The following is a 21419-nucleotide window of genomic DNA, read 5'->3' as shown; positions in this document are numbered from 1 at the left end:
ATAAAGTTTTTTCCTAATTATATATATAAATCTTTCTATAAAAAAACTAGACAATCAAGTTTTTTCCTCAATCATCTAGTTTAAATTTATAGCCAACGATAATTCACAAAACCTGCTCCTCGTGAATTCATCTCACCTAAGCCCACGCCTAAAGATAAATATGCCATTTCTTGAGATTTTTCATCATCCAAGACAGCAAGACGCACTTTATCGCCGAGAAGTTTTATATTTTTATATTTCATTGGCACAGGTGTTTTATTTAAAAATTCTATAGTGGAATAAAATTTTTCCATATTTATTTCATCTTTATCATTTATATCACCTTTAAAATTATTTATTTTCTTAGCTAAATTAATGATAAATCGCTGTTCAAATTCTTCTTGACTCATGCAATTTTTCCAATAACCATTTTCTGCCTTAATTATCATTGGTGTCAAAGTATAGATAAACTCTATTATTTTTCGTGGCAAAACTCTTTTTTCTGCTGTCAGACCTTTAAATTCTCTAGTATTTATATTTGGACAAACTTCATAGAAAAATTCTGCCATATCCTCATCAATAGTTCTGATGGTCAAAGTATATATCTTGCCTTTTTTATAGATTTTATCTTTTTCCAATGGCGATAATAAATCATAGCAATAATTTTTATATGTATTTGTATTATGTAATTTTCCTAGATTTTCTTTTGCAAATAAACTTTTATCAATAAATCTAGTCAACATGATTTGCACATATTGTGCCATGATATCCTTTAATAAATATAATTTTATGCGTATTTGATAAACTTTCATCAAAATGCCCCTTTCTTTGAATTTACCAAGTGATATATTCATCTTTTTTAATATTTATATATCAATAATCATAACAAAAATTCGTCATTAAATTCTCAAAATCCTTTTCACTTGTAAAAAATCCCTAAACCTTGATAAAATCACTATTTTCATCTATAATATATTTTATAAACCTTAATCTTTAAGGGGATAAATATCAGCAGTTACTGTACGAAAACTTGAGCCTTCTTGCCCTTCTTTTTAATATTTGCGGGATAAATATCAACAGTTACTGTACGAAAACTAATATGCTGAAATCAGTTATAATATATTATGACGATAAATATCAACAGATACTGTACGAAAACTATGAAACCGTTATTATGCCTGCAATACCTGCTGTTTGATAAATATCAACAGATACTGTACGAAAACTTGAATAGATTTTTCTTTAACTATGTTAGCATAATGATAAATATCAACAGATACTGTACGAAAACTAATCAATATAGTATACGCTTTTTGAGTCTTCGTCTGATAAATATCAACAGATACTGTACGAAAACATTATAAAAACCTCCGTTATGTTGATTTATGTTTTGATAAATATCAACAGATACTGTACGAAAACATTAGTATCATGTTTCCACTTCCAGAAAATTCACCTGATAAATATCAACAGATACTGTACAAAAAAAGACTTGTTATAGTTATTTTTCTATAACAAGCCTTTTTATTTTGCTTTAATTTAATTTTATCTGTATTGCTCCCATACCTAGATGAGTATTTACTCCTATTGATGTATACTGAGAAAATTCTGCCAGCATTAAGATTATTTTATTTGCCATTATATTATTTTTTAAACTAAACCTACATTTTCCTTGAAATGTAGGTCTTTTTTTGCCATTTATCAGCTGTGGTCTTAAAACGACTTCATAATCATCTAGCTGTATTTCTTGTGCTAGATTTTCAATTAAATCTTGTTCATACAATTTTTCATCAATGGCAAATAGATTCCAGATAGCGACTAAATTCATTATTATATCATGCGGTTGACAAATCATTTTGTCTTCTTCGCCAAACAATAAAGTCGGTGTCAAAAAGTTAAATTCAATATAGCTACTTTTCAATCTACGTGTAAAATATTTCGTTACTAATTGCTTATATGTAGCACTATGAATATAACTTTTCTTCTCTATCTGAAATACTATCTTATCAGCTGTTATAAACTCACAATTTTCCTTCGTCAATTTATCCATCAATCTATAAGCTATATTTTCTGTAGCTTCTTGATTTAGTGTTGCAATCCGCCAATAATATATATCTTCAGCCTCTATATCTTTTATTATATATTGCGTATATGGCTTTATCATCTGCATAGATAAATATTCTCTATACTTGTCGTCTACATATTGCATCAAAATATCATTCATAATTGACGCCAAAGATTTTTCTGTCTTTTGTATTTTTTCATCAGCTTTAGCTTTTAATACTATCTCAATTATTTTCAACATAATTATACTTTACCTATCTTCGCTATACCTAGCAAAGTCAATTTTCCATTATATTTTGTAGCTTTCAATGTTCGTGGCGCAATCTTCGTATCTCTTATACCAGGCTTTACTCTTTGTTTGAATTTCATATTTAAATATCTACTGATAAATTCTTTTGCTTTCATCTTTGTAGGTGCTAGATAAGCCACTAGAGTTTTCGTCAAAAAGCCTGTACCACCACCGATATAAGTATTACCTAAGTTCGCATCATTAAATAAAAATCCATAATCTTTGCCAAAAGCAGATGATAATAATTCATTACTAGCGTCAAAGAAATTTTGTATCATTATTAAAATATCTTCTGCTGAATTTATATTTAACTTTTGCGTAAATCTTTTTTCTATCTGCATATCAAAATAAAATCTCGTCTTCGGCTCTATACATTCACGATAAACACTTAGCGAATTTTCTTTTATATAATTATCTTTCACTGCTAAATCAATTTTTTTCAATAAAACTAAGTTATTATGCTCTGTCTTTGCCATAGCATCACTTAATTTTATTCCCTGCATAAAATTATAATACTCAATTTTTGTACTTTTCTTATCGTATTTCGTATATTCTCTCTTTCCTGTACCTTCTATTTCAGCCGTCAATAATCTATTTAAATTATTTTCAACCCTTTTTATTTCATCATAAGATTTATTACCATTTATAGCTCTTTCCAAACTTTGCCAAAGTCTTTGTTTTAAATGCGGATTTTTTTGCAATAAATCATATAAAATAGCCGTTCTTATCAAGCCTTTTAGCGTACTACCTGGTATATAAGCTCTGCCATCTATTAATTTTGTCTGCAAAATAATATCATTTAAACTATCTTTACTTATCTTATCTATATTTTCATGTGCGATTAATTTATATTTTACGACTTCTTTTATATCCTCGATATTATAACCTTGCTCTATCAACCATTTATATAATATTTTTCGTGGTTTAGTCTTATCATTGATAAAATCCATATAAGCAGGAAATAATTTTTTCATATAAATAAATTTATGCCACAACAAAGGATTTAAAAAATATGCTACTTGATTTTTACTATCATATATATAATCTGTAGTATTTAACTTTTCATTGCTGGCTATATTGACAGGTGTGATGATATCCAGATACATTTTATTAAATTCTATCAAATTCGTATTATTCATAATCTATCCCCACAAACATACCCATACCATTTCGATAAATAGGATAAGATATGCCCTCATATTCTTCTTTTAGCATCATGCCTTCTAAATACTTCATCAAACAAGAACCTTCTGCTAACATATATAGATTATTTTTTCGCTTCTTATTATGTGTATTTTGGTCATAGATAAAACCACTGCGTTTTACAATCTTATAATTGCCAACAGATATATATTTTACATCTTCTTTTCTAGGCAATAATGGTGCTATACATAATTTTCTGCCCCTATTTACACTCATATCCATATTTATCATTTTAGTTAAAATCAAAACATCTCTATATTTGCTAATTTCTCCATTTAAAATTTTAGGATTTCTAAAAAATTTATATTTACCATAACCACTGCTTTTTTTGCCACCAATACCACTATAACCTAGACTTTCTATTATTTTTTCCATAATAATAGCGTCAACATCATCTTCATAACCCAAGATAAAATACAATCCTGCATTATCATTGAATTTATAGCTATTCACAAAATAAGGTAAAGGCTCTTGACCTCTACAAGCTACTTTTTCCATTGTATTTTCTATGGCAAAAATAGGATTATCTATGCTATATACTTCTTTATCATTTATAGATTGTAGCCAATTTTTAATTTCACTAATGCGGATAAAATCTTCTTTATCATTTTGCTTCCATAATCTACTGTATTTTTTCTGTTCAGAATAAGAGTCTAGCTTCGACAAATTATCCACAGATAAATATATCTTTGGCAAATATAATTGTAAATCATCATTTGAGGCAAAATAATAATAAGGAAATAAACTGGATATCGCTAATTTTCTCTGCTCAAATTTTTCCATAATGCTTTGTAGTATTTCCTTAGAAATTAAATTAGCTTCTGAACAAATGGCACTAAAATAAGTATCTGCACTACAATAAAAACTAGCTTTTTCTAAATCTCCGCCAAAATTATTATCCGCAAAATGCACAGGTGTCAAAAACTCTAAAAAATAAGCTCTATATTTCATTATGAACATTTCCCTTCAAAAAAATATTCATATTCATCAGCATCAATTTTCTTATTTATAGCTTTAACTTTAAAATCACTGAATTTCACTCTACCATATCCACGAGAACCATGTCCGCCAAGATAATCCATCTGTAATAATTGAAAACCTTGAGCTAAAATTTTCATATCTTCATCTATCTGCTCTTCATCTTCAATATTATAAACAAGTTTAAATTCAAATTCTGCCCCAGCGGGTACTCTTTCAATCTGACGAGGATTTGCCGAACCTGTCAATCTCGCTATGGTATTTTCCCATTTTATCTCGCCAATATACGTATCTGTATCGAGATTTTTAAATACTTCTACACTTTCACGAGTCAAAAATAAATCAAAAAACTGCAATCTTGCAAAACAAGCTCCTTTTTTCCCTGCTGAACCAAATAAACGCGATATCACTTCATCATCGTCATCTATATTATTTAAAATTAAATTTTTACATCTACTCTTAGCTAATAAAGTGCGAATTTTTCCCTTCAAAGAACTACCAGGAATAATTGGTTCATGAGTCAGACAATCGCGAATAAATGGACTATCCACCGCCCCAATAGGTGCAAAATCACTATTTGCCCCTATATGCATACCTGTTATGAGTTTCAAATTTGCCGTAATAAATAATTTCCCCTGTAATTGTCTTTGTCCTTGTATATTCATCATTATTCTTGTCCTCCATAAAATTTATGAAATGCCACTAAAGCCTCTATATATCTACAAAAATTCTCAAAAGCTTTTATATCGCCATTGATGTCTTTTACCATATTCAATAAATCTGCTTTTTCTATAAACTCCCTAACTAAATTATCTCTACCTGCTTGATAAGACATATTCACACGCAAAAATTCTATTTCCATTTGCAATTCTTCATCTAATTTTTTTGCTTGAGGATTAGCTATTTTATAGATATCTACTTTATTTTTTAAGATATTCACCGCTGTCAAAATTTTTCTTATTTGATTAGTTTTTAGCTCTATAACTAATTTATCATGATTTTTTTTATTTGGTTTACGTATAGATTTTATTGCTAATTCCGCTTTATCCACTATATTTTCCATAAATATTTACTCCTTTTTATCTCTTAAATAATATACTAATAAATTTAAAGCAGTTGCTAATTGCTTTTTATCTTCATTATTATTTATCCATTGATACATTTTACTTACAAAATTTTCATATATTTTTCTTTTTTGCTCATCTTTATCTTGTTTAGGTTGCATTCTCGCCAATACATAAGCAAATCTTGCTATATTCAATTTATCTTCATCTGCTAATTGTATTAAATCCATCAATCTATAAATTAAACTCTTTCCTACAGATAATTTATTAAATTTATCACCATCAAAAGAAAGACGAGCTAATAAATAATTCATCTTCTCTTTGCAGACCTTCATCTCAAAATCCACCCATGTATATATATGCTTACACTCTGGCTTACCATTTGCTTTTAAATTCGTTTCCATACCAAATAAAGCTATGCTATTTTTATCTTTCCTATTTTTACTCATTTGTACTAATAAACCTGCAATCTCTGCCATCTTACTAATAGGATATGTCGGGCTAAACATTGCCATACCTGCACTAAGTGTCAATCTTCCATTAGTAAATTGTTTGAAAGCTCTATTTATATCTATTGCTACTTCCAATACTTCGTCCCATGCACCGACTAAAAATAAATCATCACCGCCAGCATAAATAATATTTACCTTGCGTTTTGGGGCTTTAGCTATGCCAAAAATATTGAAAGCTTTCTCTTCAAAATCTACACACCCTGTTAAATCGCCAGCACAGATTTTATTTATCGCCACTTTAAAAAACATAGATATATCTTTTGATAAATCCGCATAGCGAGATAAGGTAGCGTATCTTAAATTATCTTCTATTTTATCTTTATCGCTTACAAAACCACTGCTAAAAGCTATACCTAAATCATCTATATCTAATCGCAATACGCCTAATCTTTTTATACCTTTATCTGTTTTACAACTACTCTTAGCTAAATCATCAAAAGTCATGACCTCATCATTTTCATTTTTGGCACTATAATCTGCTAAATATAAACGTATAGCCAAATCACTTTCTAAAAGATTATTTTTACTATAAATACGCAGGATTTTTCCTTTAAACATATCTATATCTTCTATATTTACAGCATACATATATAAATCTTTATCTTTGCCAAAAATTTTGATGCCACCATCTATTTTTTCCTCACTGATGACAAAAACTAAATCTTGTGTCAATATATCTTGCCCTAATTTATATAAATTCAGACAAAATTCACAAGCAATTTCTTCATCACTATTATATTTCCAAAGTTTATCCACTAAATTATGACAGATATTACATTCTTTTTTAGCTGTATCTTTTTCCTTTTCTACATTAAATATATGCTCTAAAAAATTTTCATCTTTGCTATATCGTATAGTTTTATCATCTTTTAATTTTTTATTAACTATAGCGAATAAATTTCCTTGAGCTTCAGATTTCATCAAATTATTAGCACTGCATTCAGCCGTACCGATAGCTAAATATAGATTAATGCCTATATTTTCCATCAGCCATCTATTCATCTTTGCTTGTAATTTATCTATAGCTTTTTTTGTATCTTCTATATTCGGAGCTAAAATATAAAAATGCCCTCCACCAGAATATAATACATTTGCTCTTGATAGTCCTATTTGCTCTAAATATTCATCTATAAATTCTTCTAATAATAAATCAATATAAAGTGAGCGACCTCTCAAGGTTTTCAAAGCACCTTTTGATGGAATAGTATAAATAAAATCCTGTATACCTGATATATCACCAGAAATTAAAAGATATATTTTTTCATTTCTAAAAATTTTACTGCCACTATTAAAACAATATTTTTTATAATCTTGTATCTGTTGTTCATCAAAATATAATTTCATACAACTAGCCACTGCTGATGTTATTTTTGAATGAACATATAATGAAATATCACAAACTTCTGCTCTATTTGTACTCGATGGTACATATGAAAAACCTTCTTCTAGAATTTGCAATAATTGATTTATCGATATCTGACTTATATCTTTTGTGATAAAATGTGATTTTATCTTATTCAATAAAGCTTCATAATTACTATTCGTTGCCAAAGAAATATCTGTTCGTGGATAATTGAATGATTTATTTATATCTTTATATATTAAAAAATATTTATTTGCTACTTGTATTTTTTTATCACTATAAAAAACACTAAATATACTATCCAAATTTAATTTCGGATCAAAACCCTTTTCTTCTCCTTCATTTTCTCGTCTATCCATGCCTGAAGCAATATTATCTGCTTCATAAACAATATATGCTAAATCATTTTTATCTAATTTAGCTTTTTGAAGATAATCTTTATGGTGATATCTCACACAATTCAATAAACGCTCTGCCTCTTCATTTGGTTTTAAATACTGCTCTAAAAAATCTCCACCTAATTTAGAATGATTTATCCTTTTACCCGTACGATAACATACTTTTCCTATATCATGCAGTAAAGCACCTTTGATTAAAATTTCTTTTTCCTTCATTTATATATCCTCTACTTTTTAAATTAAATCTATAATTCATTTTCCCAAATCAATAGAATTTACAACTCATCTTTATATTTTTAAACACCATATTATATAAATCCTGCTTTTTTCTCTGATTTTAGCATTAGTAAATATCTACAAAAAAAGACTTGCTATAGAAAAATAACTATAACAAGTCTTTTTATTGTTTTATTTAGTTTCATTTTTAATAACAAAAAGCTAGATAGTTAAACCTAACATTTAACTACCTAGCCTTTTATCAATCATTCTTATAATACGATTTTACCGAAATCTGCAATAGATTTAATAAGTGTATCAATATTTTTAAGAAGTGCAAGACGATTATTTTTAATTTGTTCGTCTTTATCCATAACCATTACATTATCAAAGAAATTATTGATTGGTGCAGTGAGTTCCTGCATTTTATCAATAGCTGTTTTATAATCTTTATTATTTAAAGCAGTTTCTACATCTTTAGCTACTGCTACATAAGTATTATAAAGAGCTTTTTCTTCATCTAATGTAAATAATGCTTCATTAATAACATTATTTTCTGCTTTTTTGCTGATGTTACCTACACGTACAAAAGCTTGAATTGCATCATTTAATACACCAGAAGCGATTTCTTGAGCTGTTACACAAGCTTTAGCATAAGTGCCTGCAACTTCATCTGCATTTTCAAGTACAGCGTCAATAATGTCATAGCGAACATCGTTATCGCCAAGTACATTTTTAAGACGTAAAGTGAAGAATTCTGCTACATTTTTCTGGATTTCAGCACGTTTTTCACTATCAGTGATATTGAGTAAATCCATTGCTTTATCTGCAATTTCACTGATAGAAATAGTGTAGTTTGCTTCAATGATTGTATGCACAATGCCAAGAGCTTGACGACGGAGTGCAAATGGATCTTGAGAACCTGTTGGCACAAGTCCACGGCTAAATGTAGCTACGATATTATCCATTTTATCAGCTAAAGAAACAAGACGACCTGCTACGCTAGCTGGTTCTGCATCACCTGCAAAACGTGGCATATAATGTTCATAAATAGCAGTTGCTACTTCTTGACCTTCACCATCTAAAAGTGCATATTCACGACCCATGATACCTTGAAGTTCAGTAAATTCACAAACCATAGCAGATACAAGGTCAGCTTTTGCTAAGATTGCAGCACGTTTAGTTGTTTTTATTTCAGCTTCTGTAGCATTTACTTTTTCGCCAATGAAAGCAGAAAGTTCTGCTAAACGATTAGCTTTATCATAAATTGTACCAAGACCTTCTTGGAATACTACAGTTTTTAATTTTTCTACATAATCATAAAGACTATGTTTTCTATCTTCATCAAAGAAGAATTGAGCATCAGCAAGTCTTGCACGAAGTACACGTTCATTACCATGCTGTACTTTATCTAAGCAATAATCGCCACCGTTACGAACTGTGATAAATAATGGTAATAAATTGTTATTATCATCTAAAACAGGGAAATAACGCTGATGATCTCTCATTGGAGTCATTACTGCTTCTTTTGGTAATTTAAGATATTTATCTTCAAAAGTTCCGCAAAGTGCTGTTGGATATTCTACAAGATAAATTACTTCTTCTAATAAATCTTCAGTGATTTCTGCATGACCGTTATGAGTTTTTGCAATTTCTTCAATCTGTGCTTTGATGATATCGCGACGTTTTTCTTGGTCTACAATAATGAATGCATCTTTACAAGCTTGTTCATAATCACTTGCTTTATTGATTGTGAAATCGCCTTCACTTAAGAAACGATGACCACGAGATACGCGACCAGATTTTACATTAGCTACTGTAAAATCAATTACTTCTTCATCATACAAAGCTACGAGCCAACGAAGTGGACGTACAAAGCGGAAATCTAAATCGCCCCAACGCATATTTTTAGGGAAGTTCAAACCTTCTACCAATTCTTTTAATAAAGTAGGTAAAAGTTCTACAGTCTGTTTGCCTTCTTCGCTAGAAACAGCATATACATAACCATCTTTTACTACTAAATCAGCAACATCTACTTTTTTACCACGAGCAAAACCGATAGCTGCTTTTGTAGGATTGCCATCTTTATCAAAAGCGATAGCAGTAGATGGGCCTTTATATTCACTAGATGCACCTTGTTGAGTTTCTGCAAGATTTTTTACTAAAAGTGCAGTTCTGCGAGGTGTACCAAGAGTTGTTACTTCATCAAAATCAAGACGCATTTCTTGAAATTTTGCAGTTGCTTTTTCTTTTAATTGAGCTAAAATTCCTGGCATAAAATGAGCAGGAACTTCTTCTGTACCAATTTCTAATAATAAATCTTTAGCCATTATTATTTTGCTCCTTTCTTCAAGAGAGGATAGCCGAGTTCTTCACGCTGTTTTAAATAACATTGAGCACAAAGACGAGCAAGATTACGTACACGAGAAATAAACGCTGTACGTTCAGATACGCTGATTGCTCCACGAGAATCAAGCAAGTTAAATGTATGAGAACATTTCAATACATAATCATATGCTGGATGAACATAGCCAAGCTCAATTACGCGAACAGCTTCTTTTTCGTATTTATCGAAAAGGTCAAATAAAAGAGCAGTATCTGCAAGTTCAAAGTTGTAAGTGGATTGTTCAAATTCATTTTGATGGAATACATCACCATAAGTGTATGTGCCATTCCAATCAATATCATAAACATTTTCTTTTTCTTGAATATACATTGCAATACGTTCAAGACCATAAGTGATTTCAGAAGCTACAGGTTTTACATCAACACTACCTACTTGTTGGAAATAAGTAAACTGTGTGATTTCCATACCATCGAGCCAAACTTCCCAACCAAGACCCCAAGCACCAAGTGTTGGAGATTCCCAGTTATCTTCAACAAAACGGATATCATGTTCTTTTTCATTAATACCGAGTTTTGCTAAGCTCTGTAAATAAAGTTCCTGAATATTATCAGGAGATGGTTTCATAATTACCTGAAATTGATGATGTTGGAATAAACGGTTAGGATTTTCACCATAACGACCATCAGCTGGACGACGAGATGGTTCTACATATGCTACATGCCAAGGTTCAGGGCCAAGTACACGTAAAAATGTAGAAGGGTTCATAGTACCTGCACCTTTTTCCACGTCATAAGGTTGAGCTAAAATACAGCCTTGCTTAGACCAAAATTCCTGCAAAGTCAGGATAATTTCCTGAAATGTCATAAATATACCTCCTTGATATTCATGGGCGACAAAATAAAAAATCTCGCCCATGTAACAACAAAATGTTACAGGGACGAGATGTATTCCCGCGGTTCCACCCTGATTGACTTAAATATATTTAAGTCCTCTTTAGAATGTTATTTATTATTATAAAGCTCCCTAGTGCCATTCACTTTTTGTAGTCTTACACCATCACTACTCGCTGATTAAAGTTACTTTTCTAGTTCATTGCTGTACATAAAGTCTAGCAAAAGAAAAAATCCTTGTCAATATATTTATGTTGTTTACTTTTAGATTTATAGCTAAATAATAAAATACTTTTAATATCTCTTATTTAAACTAAATTTTTTTGCTCCAATCAATTGATTAACAAAAATATTAATAATGGCTATAGCTAACATAACTGGCACAGTAATCCCAATAAAAGTGCTATAATCAATCAACAATTCATAAGCTATAAAACCAATTAACCATAAAAGACAATTTTTACCAGTGATAAATGAATTTTGATGATAAATATTATGACTAAAGAAATATTCAGAAAAAGCAATAGCAAATAACGGTGCAAAAGTTGCTGCTATAAAATAAAGGAAAGTTTCATATTGTTCCATGGATAAGAAAATAGCAAGCAATGTAGAAATTATACATACAAAAAATGCTGTATATTTTACATCTAATTGATTACTAATATGATTTAAACAAATACTTGAAGAATTTATCGTAATAAAATTAGTTGTTACTGTAGATAATAAAATAACAACTAAAGAAATAACACCCAATCCAGATAACATGAAAATATCACAAATATCTGTTATACCATAATGAACAGCACTACCTAAGCCAATTGTATACATTAAAATACTGCCAAAACAATATGCCACTACACAGCTCAATGTACCTGTAGATTGATTTTTAAGTGTTCTTGTATAATCTGAAATAACTGGCATCCATGATAAACACATAGCAATATTCAATTCTACCGCCATGCCAAAACTCATACTTTCATCTAAAGAAGTTACCACTTCATTTGCAGAAACTACAGCCCCAAAACCTAAATATAAAGAAGCAAGCAATAAACAAAGCATTACTACTTTATTTATCTTACTTACAAAATCCATTGTACTAAAAATCCAAATGCAAGGAAAAAGACCTATGATAATTGTCCATAAAATAGTATTTTCTCCCATATTCCATAAAGATGCCATTAATTTATTGAAAGCTTGTGCCCCAATGATGGTCATTATAGAAGTCCAACCTATTAATTGAATAGTATTTAATAGAGAGAAACTAACAGAACCCAACTTACCAAAAGATAAATTAATACTTTCAGAAGCACTGCAACGTTTATTAGCACCGATAATCCCTGCTAAGTAAAGAATAATTCCGCCAATTACATGACCTACTAAAATAGCTAAAAATCCATCTTTCATGCCAAGTGGTGCTAAAAAAGTTCCCGTCATGATTTCAGCCACAGAAACTGCTGTACCAAACCAAATCAATGATACATTAAAACTAGAATTATTTGTTGATGTAAAAAATGTAGACAAAAAATCACCTCATAAAAAATAAAAATATTTAAAAATAAAAAAGGAAATAGCCATGCCATTTCCTTGAAAATACGTAATCAAACTAATATTTCCCTACGTTGGCATTATCCAAATCAGGTCATAGGTCGAAGTTCACAACTTCCTCTCAGCCTGTCTACAAGCTCCCTTTTTCATATTCTGCCTTTAATATAAATTATCCTAAAATATTTGTCAAATTCTCGAAAAATCTCCAAAAAATATATTGCATAGCCCATTTTTATATGATAAAATAACCTAGTATGCAACAAACGGTCCGCTGTGAGATATTCTTATATGAACGTTTGAATTAAGGAGGAAAAATAATGAATATTATTCAGGCTTTAGAACAGGAACAATTACGTAACGATATCCCTAAATTTATCCCTGGCGATAGCGTTCGCGTACATGTAAAAGTAGTTGAAGGATCCAACGAACGTATTCAGATGTTCGAAGGTGTTGTAATCGCTCGCCAAGGTTCTGGCGTTCGTGAAAACTTCACAGTAAGAAGAATTTCTTATGGTGTTGGTATTGAACGTACTTTCCCAGTACATTCCCCACGCCTTGCAAAAATCGAAGTTACTCGTAGAGGTATTGTTCGTAGAGCAAAACTTTATTATCTTCGTAACCTTACTGGTAAAGCTGCTCGTATTAAAGAAAGACGCTAATATCTTCATAAGAGGGACTGCCTATGGCAAGTCCCTTTTGTTTTATTAGTATGTTCTAGTAGAGGGAGGATTATCATGGCTGATAAAAAAGAGTCATCTTTAGGTAGTGAAATTAAAGATTGGGTTATTTCTATAGCTATCGCTGTTGTCTTAGCCTTATTCATTCGTCATTTTGTAGTAGAATTATATTTAGTTGATGGACCTTCTATGCGTCCGACATTACAAAATCAAGAGCGTTTAGTCGTTAATAAATTTATTTATAATTTACATGACCCTGAACGCGGTGATATCTTGGTATTCCAATATCCAAAAGACCCTAGCCGTGATTTTATCAAACGTGTAATTGCAATTCCTGGAGATACTATTGAAATCAAAGATGGTCATGTTTATGTAAATGGTGAATTAAAAAATGAACCATATATCTTAAGCACAACTAGAGGAGATTATCCACTGGCTACTGTACCAGAAGGACATATCTTTGTAATGGGCGATAATCGCAATAATTCCGAAGATAGTCGTTTCGCTGATGTAGGCATGGTACCATTTGATTTAATCAAAGGTAAAGCAATACTCATCTTCTGGCCACTTGATAAATTAAGAACATTACCATGATAATAACGAAAAGGTACCTATGAAATTATTTTGTAGGTACCTTTTTTATTTTATAAAATCTATTTATTTATATGTCTAGTTAAAGCTTGTTGCCAAACTTCTTGAAGCATCGGCAAACGAAATTTAGCATTTGCTGGACTTGTAGATGGTAAAGTATAAAAAGTATATGTTTCATCTTTTAAAATATCTTTATTATATTTCTTAAAGCACTGAAAAGATTTCCCACCATTAAAACAAATAGTTTTTATCTTAGGATATTTGGCAAATAAAGCTTTAAAATCATTTGGCACTTCATCGCAAATAGCACTATCTAAACTACCTTCTCGAATACAAGAATCTATGGAGTCCCAAAGAGCAATATGATTTTTTCTCAATAATTCTAATCGCTCTTGATAAATAGTTGGTATTATTCCTTCATTAAAAAATATAGCCATTAATTTCCAAAATCTATTTTGAGGATGAGCATAATATTGTTGCTGTTCCAAAGATTTCACACTTGGCATTGAACCTAAGATAATAGTTGTACAATTTTCATCAATAGATGGGGCAAATCCTATGAGTCTTTCCATAAATAAAATCACCTCTATCTTATTATAATATAAAGATTTTTAGTATAGATAAAAAATTTTTAAAAATAAATGTCAAAAAGTCAAAATAATGTTTGACAATTTGACTTTTAGCTTTTATAATATGTTTTGTAAGCAAATATGAAACTAAAGTATAACATAAATTATTACTTTAGTATTTATGTTTACTGTATTATTGTTTTTATAATATTATTAATCGAAATGTTACTCATCATGACTTGGAGGTATAAATCATGGGTGAAGAAAAATATACACAAAAAGTTTTAGAAGCTATGCAATCTGCACAGCAAGAAGCAGCACTTCGCTATCATCAAGAAATTACATCTGCTCATGTTCTTTCTGCTTTGATTAAAGAACCAGAAGGTTTACTTGCTACTATTTTTGCTGAATGTAGAGTAGATTTACCTATGCTCAAAGCAAAATTAGAACAAATACTCAAAAAAATTCCTAGCGTAAAAGGTCAAAGTCGTTTAGGCATGAGTACAGAAATGGTTCGTGTATTAGGTAGAGCAGCAAAACTAGCTGAAAACATGAACGATGAATATATAAGCACAGAACATTTATTATTAGCTATTGTCAGCGATAGTGATGACGAAATGCAAGCATTATGTAGAGAATTTAATCTACATCAAAATAAAATTCAATCTGTAATCAAATCAGAACGTAAACAAAATGTAAATAGTGATAATCCTGAAAGTGGTTATAAATCACTTGAAAAATACGGTCGTGATTTAACAGCTATGGCAAGAGTTGGTAAACTCGACCCTGTTATTGGCCGTGATGAAGAAATCCGCCGTACTATCGAAATCTTATCTCGTCGTACTAAAAATAACCCAGTATTAATCGGTGAACCTGGTGTTGGTAAAACTGCTATCGTTGAAGGTCTAGCTCGCCGTATCGTAGCAGGTGATGTTCCAGAATCTCTAAAAAATAAAACATTATATTCTCTCGATATGGGTTCATTAATCGCTGGTGCTAAATATCGTGGTGAATTCGAAGAACGTCTAAAATCTGTATTAAATGAAATCTCTAAATCTGATGGACAGATTTTATTATTCATCGATGAAATTCATACTGTAGTAGGTGCTGGTGCAACTGAAGGTGCTATGGATGCTGGTAACTTATTAAAACCAATGTTAGCACGTGGACAACTCCGCTGTATTGGTGCTACTACTTTAAATGAATACCGTAAATATATTGAAAAAGATACAGCTCTTGAACGTCGTTTCCAACCTGTAATGGTAGGTCAGCCATCTGTAGAAGATACTATTTCTATCTTGCGTGGCTTAAAAGAACGTTATGAAGTTCATCACGGTGTAAGAATTCGTGATAATGCACTTGTTTCTGCAGCTGTATTATCTGATAGATATATCTCCGATAGATTTTTACCAGATAAAGCTATCGACTTAGTTGATGAAGCTGCTGCTAAACTTCGTACTGAAATCGAATCTATGCCAGAACCTATTGAAAAATTGCGTCGTAAAATCATGCAATTACAAATAGAAGAAGAAGCATTAAATAAAGAAACTGATGAAGCATCTAAAGAAAAACTTGCTAAACTCATTGATGAAAAAACTAAATTACAAAATGAAGAAAATGAATTAAAAGCAAAATGGGATAAAGAAAAACAAGGTATTGTTCGTGTACGTGCTATCAAAAAAGAAATGGATAGTGCCAATACTGAAATGGAAAAAGCTCAACGCAGTGGCGATTATGCCAAAGCTTCTGAAATCAAATACGGTAAATTACCACAACTTCAAAAAGAACTTGAAGAAATGGAAAAAGCTGTTCATGATGAAGAAGGCAATCGTCTCTTAAAAGAAGAAGTATCTGAAGAAGATATTGCCCAAGTAGTAAGTCGTTGGACTGGTATTCCTGTTACTAAAATGCTCACAGGTGAAAGAGAAAAACTCGTGCATTTAGAAGATGTTCTTCATGAACGTGTTGTCGGTCAAGATGAAGCTGTAAAAGCCGTAAGTGAAGCTATCATCCGTGCTCGTGCTGGTATCAAAGACCCTAATCGTCCAATCGGTTCTTTCATTTTCCTCGGCCCTACTGGTGTAGGTAAAACTGAACTTGCAAAAACTTTAGCTGAAAGTCTATTTGATGATGAACGCAGTATCATTCGTATCGATATGAGCGAATATATGGAAAAACATTCTGTAGCTCGTTTAATCGGGGCTCCTCCAGGATATGTTGGCTATGATGAAGGTGGTCAACTCACTGAAGCAGTTCGTCGTCGTCCATATAGCGTAATTTTACTTGATGAAATCGAAAAAGCTCATCGTGATGTATTCAATGTATTATTACAAATCTTAGATGATGGTCGTTTAACTGATGGTAAAGGTAGAGTTGTAAACTTCAAAAATACTGTTATCATTATGACTTCAAACTTAGGCAGTCATGAAATCTTAAATCAAAAAGATTTTGCTACAGCTGAAAAATTAGTACGCGATATCTTAAAAGATTATTTCCGTCCTGAATTTTTAAATCGTGTTGACGATATTATCGTATTCAAAGCTTTAGCTAAAGAACAAGTACGTCAAATTGCTCGCATCATGCTCGAAAATCTCAATAAACGTCTACAACATCAAGTTAATATTTCACTTTCTTGGTCTGATGAAGCTTTGACTAAACTTGCAGATGAAGGTTTTGAACCAAACTTTGGTGCTCGTCCACTTCGTAGATTATTATCTCATACTGTAGAAACTCAACTAAGTAAAGAAATCATCAAAGGTAATATCAAAGAAGGCGACACTGTAGATATTAATGTAAACGGTGAAGAATTCACATTTAATCCAATTCGTAAAATGGAAGCATAATATTTAAATAAATAATCTTTAAATAAAATTAATCTATACACCCTAAAAGGTATTTATTGTATATCTTTTAGGGTGTATTTTTTTATAAAAATATTAAGCTATTTTAAATATTTAACAACTTTTTACAAAAAATAAACAATAAAAATACAATGTTACAATTAAAAATAAAAAATAACTACTAGACAAACACTTTTGAATATGATATTATAAATCACGTAAAACAGAACAGCAAAGGCAATGGGGCCATATGAGACATCTGTACATTAGTATTGTAATTGTTTCAGTCTAAAAAATATATAAATTAACTTATTAGTTTATTTTAATTTTATATTTTTAGGGGGATATTATATTATTAATGTAGTCAGAATTGTTTTCATACGGCTTTTTTTAGTTGCTACATAAATTTTTGTTAATAAATAAAAGGTGGGTCTTTTAATGAACGATTTATTATATGTTATCCCTGCAAATTCTAAAAAAGAAGATATTATTGCTACATTGAAACAACATCCTGAAATTAAATTTGTTTCTTTAGTAGGTATCGATTTAGCTGGTAATGATACTGATGAAAAAATTCCTATGAGAGTTTTTCTTGAAGATATTGACTCTTTCTATAATGGCTCTGCTGTTCAAACAGATGGTTCTTCTGTAGTATTAACAGGTATTGCTACATTAAATAATGCTAAAGTAGATATGCCAATTGATCCTACTGTTAATTGGTTTGTTGATTACAATATCGAAAGCTATGATGATGAACTCGGTAAACCAGTTGGTACTCTCCGTATTCCTGCAGCTCTTATTCATGATGGCAAAGCTGTAGACTCCCGTTCCATCTTAGCTAACACTTTAACTTATGTAAAAAAAGGTTTATTAGACCTCTTTAAAAATAATGCTAAAATCTCCGGCTTAGAACACATCAATGGCGCAGATGTAAAAGATATCGTATTTACTTCCGCTACTGAACTTGAATTCTGGGTAAAAACTCCACTTAGTGAAGCAGATATCCCTGAAATGTCCGCATCTCAGGTTATGCAAGAACAATATTGGCAACGTACACGCGGTGCTGTTCGTACAGCTCTTGAACAGTGCATGTTAGCTCTTGAAGCTTATGGTCTTTCCCCTGAAATGGGTCATAAAGAAGTTGGTGGTATGAAAGGTCATATGGATACTGATGGTAATATGACTCATGTTTGCGAACAGGTAGAAATTGACTGGAAATTCGCTGATGCACTTCAAGCTGCTGATAATGAACTTGTTGTTCGTATCCTTGTAAAAGAAATCTTCCGTGAAAATGGTCTTGAAGTAAACTTCAAAGCAAAACCTATGATCGGTCTTGCTGGTAATGGTGAACATACTCATTTCGGTATGGGTGCTATTATGAATGATGGTTCTTTCGTAAACTTATTCGCACCAACTGATATGAAAAAAGATTATATGAGTGCTGTAGGTTATGGTGCTATCATGGGCTTACTTAAAAACTATGAAGTTATCAACCCATTTGTATCCGCAACTAATGACTCTTTAAATCGTTTAAAACCAGGTTTTGAAGCTCCTGTATGTATAGTTACTTCTTTAGGTCATAACCCAGAAGTTCCATCTCGTAACCGTACAATTTTAGCTGGTCTTATTCGTGATATCAATAATCCAAAAGCTACTCGTTTTGAACTTCGTGCTTGTAATCCATATACAAATACTTACCTTGTACTTGCTGCTATTTATACATCTATCCTTGATGGTGTTAAATACGCTGTTACTAAAACTACTGCTGAATTACTTGCTGAAATCTCCAAAGATGTAGGTGATGATGCTGGTTACTTAGAAAAAGACCGTGCTTATCGTGCTGAAGATGATGTATTTGAAGATTATACTGAAGAAGAACGTCATCAACGTTTTGGTGTACATCCTGCAACAGTTTGGGAAAACTTCTCTAACTTGAAAAAATATCCTGAAAAACGTGCAGTTTTAACTGAAGGTAAAGCATTCAGCGATAAAATTATCGATGCATTTGTTGAAGGTGAATTAATTCGTTGGAAAACTGAACTTATCAGCCGTATTATTCCTGAAAATCGTATGCTTATCAGCAAATTTAAAGAAATTAAATCTGCATATGTAACTGATGAAGATTCTTACAACTGGAATAAACTCAACCGCATTCGTTATTATCTTGCTAAAGACAGCATCGATAATAAATCCTTATTCACTCAGTTAATCAATGCTTTAAATTCTGGAGATTTTGCTACAGCTTCTAGCTTACAGGTAGAAATGTATGATAAAATGGAAGAATTAAAAGAACTCTATGCAACTTATAGAAACAATATGATTTAATAAAATTCTCCAAGAAGGCTTCTATTTTTAGGAGCCTTCTTATTTATATTTTAGATTAGAATGATAAATTATTTTTATAACAAAGATATTGACAAAAATCTATTTTTTCTATATGATAATGATTAGCAATTATATAGAATAACTCATCAAGAGCAACTGAGGGACTGGCCCAATGACGTTGCGGCAACCATTGAGCATTTATCAAACGGTGCCAAATCCTTTAAGTTTTACTTAGAAGATGAGAGATGGATATAAACTCTCTCGCGTTTAAGTTTAGAGAGTTTTTTTTATGTTATTTTTTAATTGTTAAGATATAAAAAAATATACTAGGAGGTTCCTAAATGTCCAACAGAGTATTATTTACTTCTGAATCTGTTACTGAAGGTCATCCTGATAAAGTAGCAGACCAAATTTCTGATAGCATTTTAGATGCAATTTTAGCCAAAGATCCAAATGGTCGTGTAGCTTGTGAAACTTTCGCTATGACTGGTCAAATCCATGTAGCTGGTGAAATATCCACTGATTGCTATGTAGATATTCCATCTATCGTTCGTGAAACTATCCGCAATATCGGTTATACTCGTGCAAAATTCGGTTTAGACTGCGATACTTGTGGTATTTCTTTATCTATTGATGAACAGTCCCCTGATATTGCTATGGGTGTAGATAAATCTTTAGAAGCAAAAGAAGGCGAAGCAGACGAAACAGATCTCGGTGCTGGTGACCAGGGTATGATGTTCGGTTATGCTACAAATGAAACTCCTGAATATATGCCTCTTCCTATCGCTTTAGCTCATAAACTCGCTCGTCGTCTTACTGAAGTTAGAAAATCTGGTGAACTCTCTTATCTTCGTCCAGATGGTAAAACTCAAGTAACAGTTGTTTATGAAGATGGTAAACCTGTTGCTGTAGATACTATTGTTATCTCCACTCAACATGACCCAGATGTTACTTTAGAACAAATTAAACAAGACCTCATGGAAAAAGTAATTAAACCTGTTGTTCCTGCTGAACTTTTAACAGCTGAAACAAAATATTTCATCAATCCTACTGGTAAATTCGTTATCGGTGGTCCACAAGGTGATACTGGTCTTACTGGTCGCAAAATCATTGTTGATACTTATGGTGGTATGGCTCGTCATGGTGGCGGAGCTTTCTCCGGTAAAGATCCAACAAAAGTAGACCGTTCTGCAGCATATGCCGCTCGTTATGTAGCTAAAAATATCGTAGCTGCTGGTCTTGCTGATAAATGTGAAATCCAATTAGCATACGCTATTGGTGTTGCAAAACCTGTATCTATCAGCATCAATACTTTTGGCACTAATAAAGTAGCTGAAGACGTTATCACAAAACTTGTAAATGATAACTTTGACCTTCGCCCAGCAGGTATCATTAAAGAATTAGACTTACGCCGTCCAATTTATGCTCAAACAGCAGCTTATGGTCATTTCGGTCGTACAGATGTAGATCTTCCTTGGGAACATACTGATAAAGCTGAAACATTAAGAAAACAAGCTGGTTTATAATAATATTATATAAAAAACCTCTGATAAATTATTTATCAGAGGT

The 21419-nt window shown here is 31.4% G+C and carries 16 protein-coding genes, 2 riboswitches and 1 other annotated feature; of the genes, 5 read left to right on the top strand and 11 right to left on the bottom strand.

Features of this window, described 5'->3' with window-relative positions:
* Positions 1 to 86: 86 nt before the first annotated feature.
* From cas6 (F553_RS0103385) to F553_RS0103340, 10 genes are all read right to left on the bottom strand, one after another.
* Positions 87 to 791, bottom strand: a complete 705-nt coding sequence (cas6, locus tag F553_RS0103385) for a CRISPR-associated endoribonuclease Cas6 (protein WP_018999001.1) — start codon at positions 789 to 791, stop codon at positions 87 to 89.
* A 722-nt stretch (positions 792 to 1513) separates the two neighbouring features.
* Complete coding sequence (gene cas6, locus F553_RS0103380) at positions 1514 to 2284, bottom strand: CRISPR system precrRNA processing endoribonuclease RAMP protein Cas6 (RefSeq protein WP_018999000.1); 771 nt, start codon at positions 2282 to 2284, stop codon at positions 1514 to 1516.
* Between the two features lie 2 nt (positions 2285 to 2286).
* The gene (gene csm5, locus F553_RS0103375) at positions 2287 to 3471 is read right to left on the bottom strand and encodes a type III-A CRISPR-associated RAMP protein Csm5 (RefSeq protein ID WP_018998999.1); all 1185 of its coding nucleotides are present in this window, start codon (positions 3469 to 3471) and stop codon (positions 2287 to 2289) included.
* A complete protein-coding gene (gene csm4 / locus F553_RS0103370) occupies positions 3464 to 4486 on the bottom strand; it encodes a type III-A CRISPR-associated RAMP protein Csm4 (protein ID WP_018998998.1) in 1023 nt (340 codons plus the stop codon). The genes csm5 and csm4 overlap by 8 nt, the downstream gene beginning before the upstream one ends.
* Positions 4486 to 5181, bottom strand: a complete 696-nt coding sequence (csm3, locus tag F553_RS11650; protein ID WP_018998997.1) for a type III-A CRISPR-associated RAMP protein Csm3 — start codon at positions 5179 to 5181, stop codon at positions 4486 to 4488. Before csm3 ends, csm4 begins: the two co-directional genes overlap by 1 nt.
* A complete protein-coding gene (gene csm2, locus F553_RS0103360; protein ID WP_018998996.1) occupies positions 5181 to 5576 on the bottom strand; it encodes a type III-A CRISPR-associated protein Csm2 in 396 nt (131 codons plus the stop codon). The genes csm3 and csm2 overlap by 1 nt, the downstream gene beginning before the upstream one ends.
* Positions 5577 to 5582: 6 nt before the next feature.
* The gene (gene cas10, locus F553_RS0103355) at positions 5583 to 8066 is read right to left on the bottom strand and encodes a type III-A CRISPR-associated protein Cas10/Csm1 (RefSeq protein ID WP_018998995.1); all 2484 of its coding nucleotides are present in this window, start codon (positions 8064 to 8066) and stop codon (positions 5583 to 5585) included.
* A gap of 272 nt (positions 8067 to 8338) precedes the next feature.
* The gene (gene glyS / locus F553_RS0103350) at positions 8339 to 10396 is read right to left on the bottom strand and encodes a glycine--tRNA ligase subunit beta (RefSeq protein ID WP_018998994.1); all 2058 of its coding nucleotides are present in this window, start codon (positions 10394 to 10396) and stop codon (positions 8339 to 8341) included.
* Positions 10397 to 10398: 2 nt separating this feature from the next.
* The gene (gene glyQ, locus F553_RS0103345; protein ID WP_008538126.1) at positions 10399 to 11277 is read right to left on the bottom strand and encodes a glycine--tRNA ligase subunit alpha; all 879 of its coding nucleotides are present in this window, start codon (positions 11275 to 11277) and stop codon (positions 10399 to 10401) included.
* A gap of 66 nt (positions 11278 to 11343) precedes the next feature.
* Positions 11344 to 11515: a binding site (T-box leader), on the bottom strand.
* A gap of 82 nt (positions 11516 to 11597) precedes the next feature.
* Entirely contained in the window at positions 11598 to 12824 is a 1227-nt protein-coding gene (locus F553_RS0103340) for a cytosine permease (protein WP_018998993.1), read from the bottom strand.
* Between the two features lie 71 nt (positions 12825 to 12895).
* A riboswitch (TPP riboswitch) is annotated at positions 12896 to 13002 on the bottom strand.
* A gap of 163 nt (positions 13003 to 13165) precedes the next feature.
* On the opposite strand from F553_RS0103340, the gene rplS reads away from it, so the two are divergent.
* On the top strand, positions 13166 to 13507 hold the full coding sequence (gene rplS / locus F553_RS0103335) for a 50S ribosomal protein L19 (protein ID WP_008538128.1): 342 nt from the start codon (positions 13166 to 13168) through the stop codon (positions 13505 to 13507).
* A 75-nt stretch (positions 13508 to 13582) separates the two neighbouring features.
* A complete protein-coding gene (lepB, locus tag F553_RS0103330; RefSeq protein ID WP_018998992.1) occupies positions 13583 to 14119 on the top strand; it encodes a signal peptidase I in 537 nt (178 codons plus the stop codon).
* 59 nt (positions 14120 to 14178) lie between these two features.
* On the opposite strand, the gene F553_RS0103325 is transcribed toward lepB, so the two are convergent.
* Complete coding sequence (locus F553_RS0103325) at positions 14179 to 14688, bottom strand: DNA-deoxyinosine glycosylase (RefSeq protein ID WP_018998991.1); 510 nt, start codon at positions 14686 to 14688, stop codon at positions 14179 to 14181.
* A gap of 251 nt (positions 14689 to 14939) precedes the next feature.
* Between F553_RS0103325 and clpB the strand changes: the two genes are divergently transcribed.
* From clpB to metK, 3 genes are all read left to right on the top strand, one after another.
* Positions 14940 to 17528 (top strand): ATP-dependent chaperone ClpB, encoded by a 2589-nt coding sequence (gene clpB, locus F553_RS11645; RefSeq protein ID WP_018998990.1) that lies wholly within the window; start codon positions 14940 to 14942, stop codon positions 17526 to 17528.
* A 435-nt stretch (positions 17529 to 17963) separates the two neighbouring features.
* A complete protein-coding gene (locus tag F553_RS0103315) occupies positions 17964 to 19850 on the top strand; it encodes a glutamine synthetase (RefSeq protein WP_018998989.1) in 1887 nt (628 codons plus the stop codon).
* Positions 19851 to 19990: 140 nt separating this feature from the next.
* Positions 19991 to 20095, top strand: a riboswitch (SAM riboswitch).
* Between the two features lie 96 nt (positions 20096 to 20191).
* Positions 20192 to 21376 (top strand): methionine adenosyltransferase, encoded by a 1185-nt coding sequence (gene metK, locus F553_RS0103310; protein ID WP_018998988.1) that lies wholly within the window; start codon positions 20192 to 20194, stop codon positions 21374 to 21376.
* Positions 21377 to 21419 lie beyond the last annotated feature (43 nt).

Origin of the sequence: Megamonas rupellensis DSM 19944, from assembly GCF_000378365.1 — a bacterium.
GTDB classification, from domain to species: Bacteria; Bacillota; Negativicutes; order Selenomonadales; family Selenomonadaceae; genus Megamonas; species Megamonas funiformis.
This window is presented reverse-complemented; position numbering and strand designations above follow the sequence as displayed.

What these genes read in the sequence shown, in the direction of transcription:
- cas6 (WP_018999001.1), bottom strand. Translation starts at nt 791, where the DNA reads ATGAAAGTTTATCAAATACGCATAAAATTATATTTATTAAAGGATATC.
- cas6 (WP_018999000.1), bottom strand. Translation starts at nt 2,284, where the DNA reads ATGTTGAAAATAATTGAGATAGTATTAAAAGCTAAAGCTGATGAAAAA.
- csm5 (WP_018998999.1), bottom strand. Translation starts at nt 3,471, where the DNA reads ATGAATAATACGAATTTGATAGAATTTAATAAAATGTATCTGGATATC.
- csm4 (WP_018998998.1), bottom strand. Translation starts at nt 4,486, where the DNA reads ATGAAATATAGAGCTTATTTTTTAGAGTTTTTGACACCTGTGCATTTT.
- csm3 (WP_018998997.1), bottom strand. Translation starts at nt 5,181, where the DNA reads ATGATGAATATACAAGGACAAAGACAATTACAGGGGAAATTATTTATT.
- csm2 (WP_018998996.1), bottom strand. Translation starts at nt 5,576, where the DNA reads ATGGAAAATATAGTGGATAAAGCGGAATTAGCAATAAAATCTATACGT.
- cas10 (WP_018998995.1), bottom strand. Translation starts at nt 8,066, where the DNA reads ATGAAGGAAAAAGAAATTTTAATCAAAGGTGCTTTACTGCATGATATA.
- glyS (WP_018998994.1), bottom strand. Translation starts at nt 10,396, where the DNA reads ATGGCTAAAGATTTATTATTAGAAATTGGTACAGAAGAAGTTCCTGCT.
- glyQ (WP_008538126.1), bottom strand. Translation starts at nt 11,277, where the DNA reads ATGACATTTCAGGAAATTATCCTGACTTTGCAGGAATTTTGGTCTAAG.
- rplS (WP_008538128.1), top strand. Translation starts at nt 13,166, where the DNA reads ATGAATATTATTCAGGCTTTAGAACAGGAACAATTACGTAACGATATC.
- lepB (WP_018998992.1), top strand. Translation starts at nt 13,583, where the DNA reads ATGGCTGATAAAAAAGAGTCATCTTTAGGTAGTGAAATTAAAGATTGG.
- F553_RS0103325 (WP_018998991.1), bottom strand. Translation starts at nt 14,688, where the DNA reads ATGGAAAGACTCATAGGATTTGCCCCATCTATTGATGAAAATTGTACA.
- clpB (WP_018998990.1), top strand. Translation starts at nt 14,940, where the DNA reads ATGGGTGAAGAAAAATATACACAAAAAGTTTTAGAAGCTATGCAATCT.
- F553_RS0103315 (WP_018998989.1), top strand. Translation starts at nt 17,964, where the DNA reads ATGAACGATTTATTATATGTTATCCCTGCAAATTCTAAAAAAGAAGAT.
- metK (WP_018998988.1), top strand. Translation starts at nt 20,192, where the DNA reads ATGTCCAACAGAGTATTATTTACTTCTGAATCTGTTACTGAAGGTCAT.